General features: G+C 34.6%; 15 protein-coding genes and 1 pseudogene. 11 read left to right on the top strand and 5 right to left on the bottom strand.

The window, feature by feature from the left end; translation table 11 throughout:
* Window positions 1-239: 239 nt before the first annotated feature.
* The 5 genes from phaQ to ACE198_RS15605 all read left to right on the top strand — a co-directional run bounded on the left by phaQ (window position 240) and on the right by ACE198_RS15605 (window position 3,158).
* Window positions 240-680, top strand: a complete 441-nt coding sequence (gene phaQ / locus ACE198_RS15585) for a poly-beta-hydroxybutyrate-responsive repressor (protein WP_375376171.1) — start codon at window positions 240-242, stop codon at window positions 678-680.
* Window positions 661-1,320 (top strand): hypothetical protein, encoded by a 660-nt coding sequence (locus ACE198_RS15590; protein WP_375376172.1) that lies wholly within the window; start codon window positions 661-663, stop codon window positions 1,318-1,320. The genes phaQ and ACE198_RS15590 overlap by 20 nt, the downstream gene beginning before the upstream one ends.
* Before the next feature lie 195 nt (window positions 1,321-1,515).
* Window positions 1,516-1,692: a sporulation histidine kinase inhibitor Sda gene (gene sda / locus ACE198_RS15595; protein ID WP_375376173.1), complete on the top strand. Its 177-nt coding sequence runs from the start codon at window positions 1,516-1,518 to the stop codon at window positions 1,690-1,692.
* A 105-nt stretch (window positions 1,693-1,797) separates the two neighbouring features.
* Window positions 1,798-1,974: a hypothetical protein gene (locus tag ACE198_RS15600; protein ID WP_375376174.1), complete on the top strand. Its 177-nt coding sequence runs from the start codon at window positions 1,798-1,800 to the stop codon at window positions 1,972-1,974.
* A gap of 263 nt (window positions 1,975-2,237) precedes the next feature.
* Window positions 2,238-3,158: a patatin-like phospholipase family protein gene (locus ACE198_RS15605; protein WP_375376175.1), complete on the top strand. Its 921-nt coding sequence runs from the start codon at window positions 2,238-2,240 to the stop codon at window positions 3,156-3,158.
* Window positions 3,159-3,414: 256 nt separating this feature from the next.
* Here the strand turns inward: ACE198_RS15605 and ACE198_RS15610 are convergent, their stop codons facing one another.
* The 4 genes from ACE198_RS15610 to ACE198_RS15625 form a co-directional block, all read right to left on the bottom strand.
* The gene (locus ACE198_RS15610; RefSeq protein WP_098575175.1) at window positions 3,415-4,134 is read right to left on the bottom strand and encodes a 3-ketoacyl-ACP reductase; all 720 of its coding nucleotides are present in this window, start codon (window positions 4,132-4,134) and stop codon (window positions 3,415-3,417) included.
* A gap of 106 nt (window positions 4,135-4,240) precedes the next feature.
* A complete protein-coding gene (hxlB, locus tag ACE198_RS15615) occupies window positions 4,241-4,798 on the bottom strand; it encodes a 6-phospho-3-hexuloisomerase (protein ID WP_375376176.1) in 558 nt (185 codons plus the stop codon).
* Between the two features lie 8 nt (window positions 4,799-4,806).
* Window positions 4,807-5,439, bottom strand: a complete 633-nt coding sequence (gene hxlA, locus ACE198_RS15620; protein ID WP_375376177.1) for a 3-hexulose-6-phosphate synthase — start codon at window positions 5,437-5,439, stop codon at window positions 4,807-4,809.
* Between the two features lie 449 nt (window positions 5,440-5,888).
* Window positions 5,889-6,047 (bottom strand): hypothetical protein, encoded by a 159-nt coding sequence (locus ACE198_RS15625; protein ID WP_375376201.1) that lies wholly within the window; start codon window positions 6,045-6,047, stop codon window positions 5,889-5,891.
* 423 nt (window positions 6,048-6,470) lie between these two features.
* Here ACE198_RS15625 and ACE198_RS15630 point away from each other — a divergent pair, with 423 nt between their 5' ends.
* The 6 genes and pseudogenes from ACE198_RS15630 (at window position 6,471) to ACE198_RS15655 (ending at window position 10,911) form a co-directional block, all read left to right on the top strand.
* Window positions 6,471-6,752 carry a DUF3219 family protein gene (locus ACE198_RS15630; protein WP_251455883.1) on the top strand — a complete coding sequence of 94 codons (282 nt, stop codon included), beginning with the start codon at window positions 6,471-6,473 and terminating at the stop codon, window positions 6,750-6,752.
* Between the two features lie 22 nt (window positions 6,753-6,774).
* A pseudogene (locus ACE198_RS15635) lies at window positions 6,775-6,897 on the top strand (LLM class flavin-dependent oxidoreductase); the annotation flags it as partial.
* A gap of 623 nt (window positions 6,898-7,520) precedes the next feature.
* A complete protein-coding gene (locus tag ACE198_RS15640) occupies window positions 7,521-8,069 on the top strand; it encodes a DJ-1/PfpI family protein (RefSeq protein WP_375376178.1) in 549 nt (182 codons plus the stop codon).
* A 58-nt stretch (window positions 8,070-8,127) separates the two neighbouring features.
* The gene (locus ACE198_RS15645; protein WP_251455878.1) at window positions 8,128-9,144 is read left to right on the top strand and encodes an amidohydrolase family protein; all 1,017 of its coding nucleotides are present in this window, start codon (window positions 8,128-8,130) and stop codon (window positions 9,142-9,144) included.
* A gap of 31 nt (window positions 9,145-9,175) precedes the next feature.
* Window positions 9,176-9,862, top strand: a complete 687-nt coding sequence (locus ACE198_RS15650) for an iron-sulfur cluster assembly protein (RefSeq protein ID WP_257148553.1) — start codon at window positions 9,176-9,178, stop codon at window positions 9,860-9,862.
* 23 nt (window positions 9,863-9,885) lie between these two features.
* Window positions 9,886-10,911: an NAD(P)-dependent alcohol dehydrogenase gene (locus ACE198_RS15655; RefSeq protein ID WP_375376179.1), complete on the top strand. Its 1,026-nt coding sequence runs from the start codon at window positions 9,886-9,888 to the stop codon at window positions 10,909-10,911.
* A gap of 259 nt (window positions 10,912-11,170) precedes the next feature.
* On the opposite strand, the gene ACE198_RS15660 is transcribed toward ACE198_RS15655, so the two are convergent.
* Window positions 11,171-13,198, bottom strand: a complete 2,028-nt coding sequence (locus ACE198_RS15660; RefSeq protein ID WP_375376180.1) for a sigma-54-dependent Fis family transcriptional regulator — start codon at window positions 13,196-13,198, stop codon at window positions 11,171-11,173.
* Window positions 13,199-13,364 lie beyond the last annotated feature (166 nt).

Genomic DNA, 13,364 nt, shown 5'->3' on the forward strand with positions numbered 1-13,364 from the left:
TTTCAAAAATATCTCAAACCAAGAATCTCTCAATCTCGTAAAACTGAAAGGATGAAGCGGGGAGTTGAAAGCAACTTCCCTAATTCATAAGCATTTGTTACAAAGCTGTTTTTAATAGTCATAAAATTTATTCATTATTAAATTGTATAAATATTATACATTTTTTGTCTTTGTGCTATTGACGAAATCTAGCTCATATGTGTAAAATACACCTATAGTAATTTTATTGAGGTGTAGTCATGACAAATAACAATAATGAAAAAAATGTTACTCCATCTAAGCAATTTATCCTTCCATTTATATTATTGCTTCTTAGTAGGGTGTCACTTCATGGCTATGAACTCATTCAAAAGCTTCAAGCTCTCGGTTTTCACACTCTTGACCAAGGAAACTTGTATCGTTTATTGAGACAACTAGAGAAAGACAATCTTGTGCAATCAGAGTGGCATACAAATGGAAGTGGTCCTGCCAAACGATGTTATTCAATAACTGATACTGGAAAAGGTTATTTAAAGGGCCATGCAATACAACTCGAGCAATACCAATCCATGCTCGATAAATTCTTCAACATGTACATGAGTTTTCTCGAGCTCTACCTTCCTCCTTTTCATATGGAGGATAAAATAGAGAAATTAACGAAACAAATGAGGAGGAACGAAGATGAGCCAAAAGGTGATTGATCAAAAAGAAGAAGTCCTAAAAAAGGAAGTTAAAAAAGGAGAGGTTAAAAAAGTGGAAGTTTCAAAAGTGGAAGTACCAAAAGTGGAAGTTCTAAAGGTAGAAAAGCAGAACGAAACAAGCTATGTTACAGATTCATTTATTAATATTTTTTGGGGACAATTTGAATCTGCAGTTTCTCGTACAAGAGAACTTAGAGAACAACAGCAAGAACTTTACTTAAAGGCTATAAAAGAAACAACCAAGTTCAATGGAGTGTACCGCAATACTTTAAAGGGTCTTTTTGAACAAGCTACAACAATAAATAGCAATTTGCGTAATGGGATATTCCAATACAATGTTATTAACGGAAATGAATCTACTGAAGTAATGACTGAATCTTTAAAAAATCAAGTAAATGAGGCAGCTAGTAAATTAGAGGAGCTTTATTTAACTCCAATTAACTCTGCATTTGAATTAATTGAAAAAACAGAGCAGCGTTTAGAACAAAGCAGCGAGGCATTCATCGAATCTACAAATGAAGCACTGAATGCTTGGGAATCTGTAACAGACAACTATTTAAAACAAGCTAGAGAAACGCATGAAGATATTGCTCGTAGATTGGAAGATAGCGTACGTGGACTAGTTGCCCCAAGTAAATAGTATACATCTCTAAAAGAAACAACATTTTATTAAAGATGTGCCTTTCTTTGTTAATAGATAACCTAATTGCACAAAAAAGCAGCTTTACCTTCAAGGCAAGCTGCTTTTTTTAATAATAACGATTTTACAACTGAGTATTCCATCTTCATATTATTACTTGAATGTAGGTAATTGAGTAAAGTGGAGTGAGCAAGTATGCATAACCTTAGCACTGAACAATTGCTAGAAGCCTTTGATTCTGCTATTAAGTTAAATCTCTGCAAAGACTTTGTTCTGCTATTGGCTAATGAGTTAAATACACGATTTATTAATGAATCATCACTTAAAAATGATTATAGAAAAATTTTAGATCAGTATATTAATTCTGATTAGAAACCTTTCTCGTAGATATGTGGAATGTATTTCAGTCATAGATTACTTGCACCGTAAGAAGATTCAATTGACTTTTTGATATCTAATAAAAGTGGAGGCATTTTTATGAGTGACCAAGAAAAGACTTTATTAATGAGTGAACAAGAAATGACTTTAATATATAAAACTTCAAATATATTAAGAAAAGATACCAGCATTATGAGACTAAACGATATTATTGAAGAACTTGTTCATGTAATAGAATCAAAAACAGAAGATGTCAGATTGCCGGATCAAGAATAGGTATTGAGCAGCCAAAAACTATTCGATGAAATATACAAAAAAATGAGGGATGTTAATCCTTCATTTTTTTGTATATTCCATGGAAGGTTTAATTTTACTATTTAAAAAAGATGAGGTAGAAAGAAATGGGAAATATGACTTTCGACGTATAATCACAGGCAGTATACTATAAAGATAATATTATAGAGTAATTAATTTTCATTTGATTATCAATGAAATATGTAGGATATATAATGAATGAATAAATAGCGAGGTGGAAAATATTGAAGGCAGATGCTGTTTTTGAAGGTGGTGGGGCTAGGGGAATTGCTTTTATTGGAGCGATTCATGCGATGGAAGAGGAAAAAGTTGAATGGCAGAGATTGGCTGGAACATCAGCTGGAGCTATCATCGCTGCACTTTTGGCCAGCGATTATAAAAGTTATGAAATTAGAGATCAATTAAGTAAACTAGATTTTTCAAAGCTTCGAGGCAGGACGTACTTGAATCGAATTCCTATTTTTGGCTCCTTATTAGAACTAATGTTTCATCTTGGTATTTATAAAAATGATTATTTGGAAACATGGCTGGATTCGCTTCTTACAAATAAAGGGATTAAGACGTTTGCGGATCTTCCAAAAGATAAATTAAAAATCATTGCTTCTGATGTTTCGAATGGGCAAATGCTTATTTTACCAGATGATCTGGACCGCTATGGGATGACTCCTGCTGATTTAAAAATTTCATCCGCCGTTATGATGAGTGCATCGTTGCCATTTTTTTACCGTCCTGTTATCTGGAAATCAAAAGACAGCAAAAAATCTTATATTTTAGATGGCGGTTTACTTAGTAACTTCCCAATATGGTTATTTGATACGGCCAATCCTCGGTTTCCAACGTTCGGCTTTCGTTTTGTTAAAGATAAAGTGAACATAGATGCTGTTATTCCAACCCCCCTCCACCTTTTTAAAAACATAATTAAAACAATGATTCAGGCCCATGACTTACGATATTTGAACAAGGATGCAATTGAACGGACCATTCAAATTCCAACAGGTGACATCAATGCTACTGATTTTGACTTGGATAGGGATGAAGTCGATTTTCTCTATAGGTCGGGCTATTTTTCTACAAAAGCATTTTTATCGAAATGGGATTTTGAACAATATAAAATTAATCGATTTAATAGATTAAAGAATAAATAGCTGAAAAGGCCATGTAAATGAAAAGTTTTGCGATATAAATATAAAAGGGAAGAACTAATAGGAAAAATTATATTTTAATTAAAATCATGGATGGGCAAATTATTACTTTATACGATTAAATACTTGTACGCTTAGCACAGAATGAAGTTAACCAGTTAATTGTTGATTTATAGAAAGTAATGTCCTTGTATCATAGATACATATAAGAGTATTTTGTACGAACTAAAGAAGCAGACCCCACTGGATCTGCTTCGTTTTATGATGGATTTGTTGACCATAATCCAGCTGTTTTAACGAATACTCTTGGATTAAATTTTAAACTAGCCACGACTAATTCTGCAAGGTCTTCTGGGTGCATCACGTTTTCTTCATTGCCTTTAACAAGATTTGTATCAATGGCTAAATCTGTAACGACCGTACTTGGTGTTAAAGCAGTAACACGGACATTATGTTTTCTTACTTCTAGCATAAGTGATTCTGTTAGCCCTAAAACAGCGAATTTAGAAGCACTGTAAGCACTTGTAACAGGAGCACCTTTTTGGCCAGCAGATGAAGAGATATTGATGATATCTCCTGATTTTCTTTCAATCATTCCTGGTAATACTGCTCTTGTTACATTATACACACCCATTAAATTGACTTGGATGATTTTTTCCCATTCTTCTGGTGTTAGATCAAGGAACCCACCAAATTTAGCAACACCAGCATTGTTGATTAGGATATCAATTGGGCCTAAGTCTGATTTGATATGTTCAACAGCATGGGTAACGGATTCAAGATCGGTCACATCTGCAGTTGCTGCAGAAACCTTTACATCAAATTGTGCTAGTTCAGCAGCTACCTTTTCTAGATTAGCCATATTTAAGCCGATTAGGCCTAAATGAACGCCTTCTTTTGCTAAGGCGATAGCAGTAGCACGTCCAATGCCTCTACCTGCGCCAGTAACTATTGCAGTTTTTCCATTTAAAGAAATCATTTTATCACTCCTAAAATTATTACAAATTGAAGTAGTTCATTCTAACAGAAAGACCGCAATTTTGCATGGAAACAGCTTTAGGTCTTTCCCTCGAGGAATAATATATTTATTCTAAGTTGGCGTGTCTACCGTACATTTTATTGGTATCCAAACCTTTTTTCTCCATGAACCGAAGAATCACAGCGTCGTAAAATAGTAAAAGTGTTTGCTCAAATAATGAGCCCATTGGTTGAATCGTCTTAAAATCACTCTCCGACTGATCTTTAGGTGAGCCAGGCAACTTAATTGTGATATCCGCTAATTGTCCAATAGTGGACTCAGGGAAAATAGTTACAGCTGCAATCGTCCCACCGATGCTTTTTGCTTTCTCAGCCATGGAAACTAAACCTTTTGTTTCTCCTGAACCTGATCCAATGATTAAGATGTCATCTTTTTCAAAGTTAGGGGTTACTGTTTCGCCAATCACATAGGCATCTATCCCCATGTGCATCATTCGCATGGCGAATGATTTGGCCATAAATCCAGATCTACCTGCGCCTGCAACAAAGATTTTTTTTGATTCAAGAATCCCATTTACTAATTTTTCACCTTCATCATCCGAAATTAAATCTACGGAGCGATTTAACTCTTTTATGATTTCAGCTAGGTATTGAGTTGTATTCATGATCTGAATTACCTTTGATTAATCATTTGTTGCATTTTGGCAGCAGCAGCTTTTTTATCAGCTTGTCCAGTTATCCCGCCACCTACAATGACAAGGTCTGGTTGTACTTTGATGACTTCTGGAAGTGTGTCTAATTTAATACCACCTGCGATTGCAGTTTTAGCATTTTTTACAACACTTTTAATAGTTTGTAAATCTTCAAATGAGTTCTTTCCAACAGCTTGTAGATCGTAGCCAGTGTGCACACAAATATAATCAACACCCATAGCGTCCACTTCTTTTGCACGTCCAGCAAGATCTTTTACAGCAATCATATCAACAAGGATTTTTTTACCTTGTTTTTTCGCTTCTTCAGCAGCACCTTTAATAGACATATCTTCAGCAGTACCAAGAATTGTGACGATATCTGCACCTGCTTCAGAAGCTTTCATTACTTCATAACCAGCTGCATCCATGATTTTTAGGTCTGCTAAAACTTTTAAATTAGGGAATGCTTCTTTTATTGCCTTTACTGCATGGAGACCTTCATTGATAACAACAGGTGTTCCGATTTCTACGATATCAATATGTTCCTCCACTTCTTTTACCAACTGAATTGCTTCTGGGATATTGACTAAATCTAATGCTAATTGTAATTCCATCTATATTCACTCCTATAATTTTTTTATTGTTGTACAGTGATAATGTTCCCAAAGGGTAATTATACTTTTACAGTAATATTATCCTTATAGTGCATTATCTGTACCTGCCAGCAATAAGGGATATCATGTCCCTTCACTGAACAATTGCAAGTATACAACGTATATAACAACAATTAAAGTACGCACTTTTATTTTACATAGTGTTAAAAAGTATACTATGAGACAAACCGCTTATATAGTCTTACTATTTAACTTTAAAACAAAGTGTTGGCGGAACGAATTGAAGATTTAAAAGATCTACAAGAAGATTCACCTTATTTCTTTACTCTTAGGGATATAAAAAAAGAAAACGATCGATTTATTCTCGACTATTTGATGGAGGAAGAATACAAACCACTTATTAAAGCAAAAGAGTACTTAATAGGAATATATCATCATTTACCTTTAATCTAACTTAGTATTCTACTGGGTATTTTGGTATAAACGGAAAGATCCACCAAATTGGCATGTTTAATACTAAAACTCTTACGATATGGTTTACCTTTATCTAAAAATGCTTGAACTTGGATTTCTCCTTTTGATACATCCAGACCAATCACTGGATTCATATTGATTTCTCCTCCTCCTAGAAATACATATTAGTCGGTATCCCCTATAGCTGCTTGTAATGTCATAGGTTCGCTTGTTAAACGGGATCATGGTCCCAACCAGCCTGAAACATGTTTATACAAGTAGGGGGTGAACAGTTTAGCTGACGGAATCGAGTTCCACGGGTGCGACGTTCTACCCCGACTACCGTAATAATAAGACCATAAACAAAAAGGTCAACCAGAAAATTCTGGCTAACCTTATATTACGAACGGGTGTATTACCGGTTGATTAACTTTTTACATGGTTGTGACGAACGTAGAAAGTTTACGTTCGTCACGATATTCTAGAAAAATCATATCATACGGCGTCATTTCTAACTAAGTTAGAGTACGTTAAATGTATAAGGAAGATGTTATCTTTTAGAAAGGGACGATGATGAAATGGTTACAGAAATCCAACTAAATGATACTAAAATTAAAATCACACAATATGATGAAAAAAAGATAGAAGGTAAAACTCAGATATCGTTAACTTTTTATGTTACAAGTGACGACTACCATGACATAGCAACGTTATTATACAAAGGAAGATTTGATGTAATCGTACTCGAGAGACATCTTGAGTTCCGCGGAACGATTCAAGAATATTCAACATCAATTACGAATCTATACGAAAAAGGGCAAATTGGTGAATATAAACTGACATTGAAAGAAGCGGAATAATAGAAAAGGGGATTTTCATCTTATGAAATTAAGCATTTTAGATCAGTCTCCCATCTCTACTAATCAAACGGTAAATGAAGCATTACAGGAATCAATGAATCTCGCACGCATTGGGGAGACATTAGGATATTCACGTTATTGGATACATAGATAATGAAGGGACCGTATTAGAGGCTTCTCCGTTACCGCAAATTAGTCCTGATCTATGGATGTTAAGGCTAAATACTCCCTAGTGACCGATAGTGAACCAGTAACCTAACCATACCTAAATCATCATTTTTTTATTATTTCTAATTATTTGAGGAATTTCTAAGTAAGCGTTATTTCGTCTTGTTGATTTCATAGGTTTTAGTTAAAACACTTTCGTAAATTATATAAGCAAGTTTTATGCAAATATTTATCTAGCATTTAAACCATTTTCACTAGATTAATAACTAAAATTTGTCGCAAAATAAAGTAATTAATGTCGCAATTTAAGACAAAAGTTGAATATTGCGAATTTGGAAAAAGTACTATTTACTACTTTTTAAAGTTTTATTTCATAAACATGCACGAAAATAAATTTATAAAAACAACATAATAATGATGTTCCTTTATGCATTTCGTTGTCTCAACTATCTAAAAAAATGGAAAGAACCTTCGAAATCTTTATCTGTGATAGTGTCGGTATCTATGGTATTTCAATAGTAAAGATCTTCAATTTTAAATTGGCACGTTAATTGCAAGTAATATACATGAGGTTAATGAAAAAGGAAGGAGGTTTTTAAGTTGGATAGGAAAATTTTAATTATTACAGGGGACATGGCAGAGTCTCAAGAAGTTATGTACCCCTTACATCGGTTACAAGAGGAAGGCTATACGGTTCATATTGCTGCACCAACAAAAAAGGTCATTCAAACTGTTGTTCATGATTTTGAACCAGGAATTGATACTTTTACAGAAAAACTTGGATACCGTGTAGAAGCGAATCTCGCTTTTAGCGAAGTTAATCCGAGTGAATATGAAGGCGCTGTCATTCCTGGTCGAAGAGCTTCTGAATATATTCGAAATGATAAATCTTTTAATGAAATTGTGAAACATTTTGTAGAGTCTAATAAACCATTAGCCTTCGAATGTCATGCAGCAATTGCTCTTATTCCGTTAGGCTATCTAAAAGGAAAACGATGTGCAGCATTTTGGTCTTTAGAGCCAGACTTAAAGGCTGCGGGAGCAACGTTTGTTGATGAAAAAGTGGTTGTAGATGGAAACTTTGTTACATCACGCGCATGGATTGATCATCCCAAATTTATAAAGGAATTTATAAAACTACTAAAATAACTGTAGTGAATTTTCTTAGAATTTAATTTTTGAAAAATTAAAACCGGGAGGAATTGAAATGTTTAAAACTGCTAACGGAGAAGAAATTTTTGTTATTGATGCACATATAGGCCTATGGGATGGAAGTCCAGAAAACCAATTAAATCGACATGGTGAAGAATTTATTAGTTGTTTTTATGATTACCATAAAGATCATACTCCTAAAGATCTTTTATGGCCTTATGAAAAGTTTAGAAAAATGAATCCTGTTGACTTAGTTAATGATGTTATAGTAAAAGGCTACGCAGACATGGCTATTTTTCAACCCGTTTGGCTTAATGAATTTTATAAAAATGGATTCGGAGATTTTGAAGCCAATGACCGCTTAGCTAAACAGTATAAAAATCGTTTTATCTGTAACGGTACGCTTGATCCTCGACACGGTGAACTTGGCCTAGAAAAATTAGAAGAAAATATAGAAAAGTATGGTTGGCAAGGTATTAAACTTTATACCGCTGACTGGTATGGGCAATCAAAAGGTTATAAATTATCAGAACCTCGGACTAAGAGATATCTTGAGAAATGTATCGAACTAGGAATTAAAAATATTCATGTTCATAAAGGACCAACAGTTACTCCTTTAAATAGAGATGCTTTTGATGTTGCTGACGTAGACGATGCAGCTAGTTGTTATCCTGAATTAAATTTTATAGTAGAGCATTGCGGCCTTCCTAGATTAGAAGATTTTTGTTGGATCGCTACTCAGGAAAAAAATGTGTATGCCGGATTGGCTGTGGTTATGCCGTTCATTCACGATAGACCTCGATATTTTGCAGAAATCATAAGTGAATTACTTTACTGGGTAGGTGAAGACAGAATTCTATTTGGTAGTGATTATGCGATTTGGGAACCAGGTTGGCTAATTGAGAAATTTATGGCCTTTGAATTACCTGATGATATTGCTCAAGAGACAGGAGCTAAGTTGGATCTAAATGTAAAGAAGAAAATTTTAGGCCAAAACGCGGCTGCCCTCTATAACATTGATATTGAAACACAGAAAGCACTATTACGTAAGGAAAAATTAGCTGTTCTATAATAGAAATCAGTTTAGGAAAGGAGAATTCCAAATGCGACATCACGAAATAGTTATGGAGAAACTTAATTTAGTATACGACCCTGAGCTTGACAAGTCTGTTGTAGAGATGAATTTCATAGATGAAGTGAATATTGAAGGAGATAATGTCAGTGTTTCAATGCGTCTTCCCACTTATTGGTGTTCTCCAAATTTCGCTTTTATAATGGCCGAAGACATCAGGGATCGAGTAATGGAAATTCCCTGGGTAAAAAACTTCAATTTTAATCTTAAAGATCATTCTGCTTCAGAGGCAATAAATAAAGGAGTGGCTGAAGGAAAATCATTCAGTGAAGTTTTTAGTGATATGGCATCAGGAGATTTAAATGAAGTGCGGAAAAAGTTCCAAATCAAATCGTATATTGCAAGACAAGAGAAGCTACTTCGTGACTTGATTAACTTTGGAATGGATAAGGAATTATTAAGCCTTACTATAAATGAACTAGAATCCCATTCTGCTATTCAAGATAGAGCAGTTTTAAATCGTTATTTAACCCTTAATAAAGATTTAGGATTAAGTAGTCATCCTAATGATTTAGCTTTTAAAAAGCATACAGGAGAAAGAATCGAACCGTTAGAACTTAAAGACTATCTATTAGAAGCTAGAAGAACACGTATGTCAATGGAGTTTAATGGTATCTATTGTCGTGGCCTACTGGATACACGTTATCAAACAAAATAATCAGAAAAAGGAGATGGAAATGAATGAAAGCAGCACGATTATATGAATATAACAAACCATTAGTTATTGAAGAGGTCCCCAATCCAGTGATAACCGACCCGACGGATGTCATTATTAAAGTTGCTGGCGCTGGGGTTTGTCATACCGATTTACATTTAATAGAAGGCGTATGGGCTGAAACCTTAGAAACTGAATTGCCTCATATTATTGGACATGAAAATGCTGGATGGGTTCATGAAGTGGGTTCCGCTGTTACTGATTTTAAAGTTGGAGATCCAGTAATTCTTCATCCTGTATCTAGTTGTGGAAAATGTTTGAGTTGTAGAGCTGGAGAAGATATGCATTGTGAAAAATTAAAATTTTCCGGACTTACCGTTGATGGAGGATATGCAGAATACCTAAAAACTTCTGAACGTGCACTAATTAAATTACCTGATATTGTGGATCCTGCGGATGTAGCTCCATTCGCAGATGCAGGCATTACAGCTTATCGTGCGGTTCGTAAAGCAGCACCATTAGCTATGCCTGGAACTAAAGTTGTGATGATCGGGATGGGCGGACTTGGACATATTGGTGTACAAATCATGCGCGAACTTGGAAACGCTGACATTATCACTGTTGATAGAGATGAAGCACGTTTAAATGCGACGTTGGAATTAGGAGCATCCAACGCAGTAAAAGCAGACCATAACATGATTCCAAACATAAAAACATTAACAGAAGACAAAGGACCCGATATCATTATAGACTTTGTGGGATCGGACCAAACCCATGCTGATAGTATGAAGATGCTTCGAAAGGGTGGGCATTATTTTGTGGTTGGTTATGGTGGAACTGTAAACGTCCCATCTTTAAATATTATAAATAATGAATATAGCATTGTTGGTAGCTTAGTTGGTAACTATAACGAATTGTACGAACTTATGGTACTGTTTGGTCGAGGTAAAGTAAAACTTCACTCTACTAAGTTTCCTTTTGATCAAGTGAACGAAGTTCTACAATTACTCCATGAAGGTAAAATAAATGGCCGAGCTATCTTAGTACCATAAAACTGAACATTTCTTGAGGACAGACGCTAGAAATTACGTCTGTCCTTAATTCTAAAAAGGTAGTTATTCACCGAAAAGTCTGCAGTCAAGTTCTAAAAAATAAAGAATAGGAATTTTATCTGATGACAGCTGTAATCCTAGGATAGCCATAGGTCTAAACTGTCTACACAAAAGGAATAATATCACTTCTCTGAAATGACTTTGTGATTTTTTTATTTTATAAATTTATATAATTCACAACATTTTTCGTGTAAGTACTTTATGTAGTAAACGTAGTAACATTCCCTTGATTTTTAAGTTCATTAAGACGCGAGAGCTTTCGGTATATTGTACTTCGATGTATTCCTAGTCTTTTAGCAGCCTCTTTAACATTACCATTTACGTCATCAAGCACCTTTAATATTGTCTGTAGTTCCTGATCTTTTAAAAGTTGGATATTAGTTTTGGAATCATATTGTGGGGTTAAGAGAGATTGCCCATATTTAGTATTGTTATGATTTGAAGTATTATAGTCATGCTGTTTATTGTTTTTATGATCAATAATTTCTTTTGGAAGATCAGAAATAGTTATTGGATTATTATCTAGTACTTTCACAACCATTTTATAAACGAAATTTCGCAGTTCTCGAACATTCCCAGGCCATTCGTATTGTTCAAGGAATTGTAATGCTTCATTATCGATCTTAAGTTGGGGGCGTCCCATCTGCCTACAAACGTTTTTTAACAAATGGTCTAGTAGCAGAGGAATATCTTCCGATCTACCACGCAATGGTGGGATCTGTAGCGAAAGAATGTTCAGTCGATAATAAAGATCAAGACGAAATGTTCCCTCTTGTGAAGCTTTTTTTAAATCACGATTAGTAGCTGCAATAACTCTTACATTTAATTTTATAGGCTTCTTACCACCAAGGCGAACAATTTCTCCTTCTTCAAGAACTCGTAGTAAAATGGTTTGCAAATTTAACGGCATTTCCCCTATTTCATCTAGAAATATAGTTCCGCCTTCGGCCTGTTGGAATTTCCCTGATCTTCCTCCCTTTTGTCCTCCTGTAAAGGTTCCCTCTTCATAACCAAATAATTCACTCTCTGCAAGGTCTTTTTGAATTGCCCCACAGTTAACAGCAATAAAGGGTCCTGAAGAACGAGAACTAGCAGCATGAATAGATTGTGCGAATAATTCCTTTCCGGTTCCGCTTTCTCCTTCAATAAGTACCGGTAAATTTAGGTCTGCAATAGTACGAGCTTCTGAAATCACAGATTGAAAATCTTTAGATTCACCAATAAGATTTAAGAAAGAATATTTTACATTATTTTCAGAAATCTTCGCGGAAACCTTTGGTGAAATAGCCTGTACAACGGATCCGATTCGTTTATTCCTATAATAAAAAGGAACTAATTCGAACCACCAACCTTCACTTTTTTTCGACTGCCATCTTTGCTCATTTATTAAATTTAGATTTTCTAGATCAGTTATACAGTTGCTATTGTCCTCGACCCATCCATTTGCATAAAAAAGATGGTTAGCCTTTATTACTTGACCTGCACGATCAAGTATTGCTGTTACTCTATTTGGGTTTCTAATACTTGATTCCATATAATGGTCCAATAACTTATACCGTTCAAGTTCAAGTATATTAAGAAGTTTCCCTTCAATGGTCTGTGCTATTGAAATAGCAGTAGACAACGAGTGAGGATGTATCAGCCTCCATTCCCCTGTTAAATTAATTACTCCAATAATTTCATTTGTTGCAGGATCTCTAAAAGGAGCGGCTGAACATGTCCAATTATGGACGGGTTCACAAAAATGCTCACTAGCAAAAACTTGCATAGGAGAACCTGTAGCGAGAGCAGTACCAATACCATTAGTTCCAATATTATTTTCTAACCATGAAGTTCCAACTGTAAAATTCATTCTTTCCGCTGCCCTTTTAAGCAACGAATCTCCTTCTAAATCAATAATTTCTCCATTATTATTGCAAAAAACCACTAGATGACCTGAGTCGATAGCTACTTCTTTTAATTCTGAAAATATAGGTTTTATAATGGAATAAAGAGGCATAGACGATTTATATTCTAAAATCTTTTCCTCTGTTAAAGTAAATGGGGCTATTCCTCTTATCGGATTGATACCGTGTTCTAAGGAACGAATCCATGATTGCTGGGTTAGAGGTCTCACTTTTACATCCAATTCTTTTCCGGAAACAAAATTTCCCCAAACTTTTGAAAGCCTCACTTTTTCATCGGTTGGAGATTCGTTAACATTTAATGAAATAAATTGACTTTTCATTCTATATCACCTCTTTTAAAAATTAGGGATAGTGTATACGCTTACGTTTTTTGTCATAAAGTGCGTTAAATAAGAAAAGAGGATTGTTTAGAAATATTCGTTTATTAGGACAATGTAAATTTTTAATGAAATCAGTCGACAATAATTATAAGCTAAAATTCAACAA

The organism is Neobacillus sp. KR4-4 (assembly GCF_042136325.1).
In the GTDB taxonomy this organism is placed as follows: Bacteria; Bacillota; Bacilli; order Bacillales; family Cytobacillaceae; genus Neobacillus.

Bases quoted from the DNA above. Each gene is read 5' to 3' on its own strand.
- phaQ (WP_375376171.1), top strand. From the start codon at position 240: ATGACAAATAACAATAATGAAAAAAATGTTACTCCATCTAAGCAATTT.
- ACE198_RS15590 (WP_375376172.1), top strand. From the start codon at position 661: ATGAGCCAAAAGGTGATTGATCAAAAAGAAGAAGTCCTAAAAAAGGAA.
- sda (WP_375376173.1), top strand. From the start codon at position 1,516: ATGCATAACCTTAGCACTGAACAATTGCTAGAAGCCTTTGATTCTGCT.
- ACE198_RS15600 (WP_375376174.1), top strand. From the start codon at position 1,798: ATGAGTGACCAAGAAAAGACTTTATTAATGAGTGAACAAGAAATGACT.
- ACE198_RS15610 (WP_098575175.1), bottom strand. From the start codon at position 4,134: ATGATTTCTTTAAATGGAAAAACTGCAATAGTTACTGGCGCAGGTAGA.
- hxlB (WP_375376176.1), bottom strand. From the start codon at position 4,798: ATGAATACAACTCAATACCTAGCTGAAATCATAAAAGAGTTAAATCGC.
- hxlA (WP_375376177.1), bottom strand. From the start codon at position 5,439: ATGGAATTACAATTAGCATTAGATTTAGTCAATATCCCAGAAGCAATT.
- ACE198_RS15625 (WP_375376201.1), bottom strand. From the start codon at position 6,047: ATGAATCCAGTGATTGGTCTGGATGTATCAAAAGGAGAAATCCAAGTT.
- ACE198_RS15630 (WP_251455883.1), top strand. From the start codon at position 6,471: ATGGTTACAGAAATCCAACTAAATGATACTAAAATTAAAATCACACAA.
- ACE198_RS15645 (WP_251455878.1), top strand. From the start codon at position 8,128: ATGTTTAAAACTGCTAACGGAGAAGAAATTTTTGTTATTGATGCACAT.
- ACE198_RS15650 (WP_257148553.1), top strand. From the start codon at position 9,176: ATGCGACATCACGAAATAGTTATGGAGAAACTTAATTTAGTATACGAC.
- ACE198_RS15655 (WP_375376179.1), top strand. From the start codon at position 9,886: ATGAAAGCAGCACGATTATATGAATATAACAAACCATTAGTTATTGAA.
- ACE198_RS15660 (WP_375376180.1), bottom strand. From the start codon at position 13,198: ATGAAAAGTCAATTTATTTCATTAAATGTTAACGAATCTCCAACCGAT.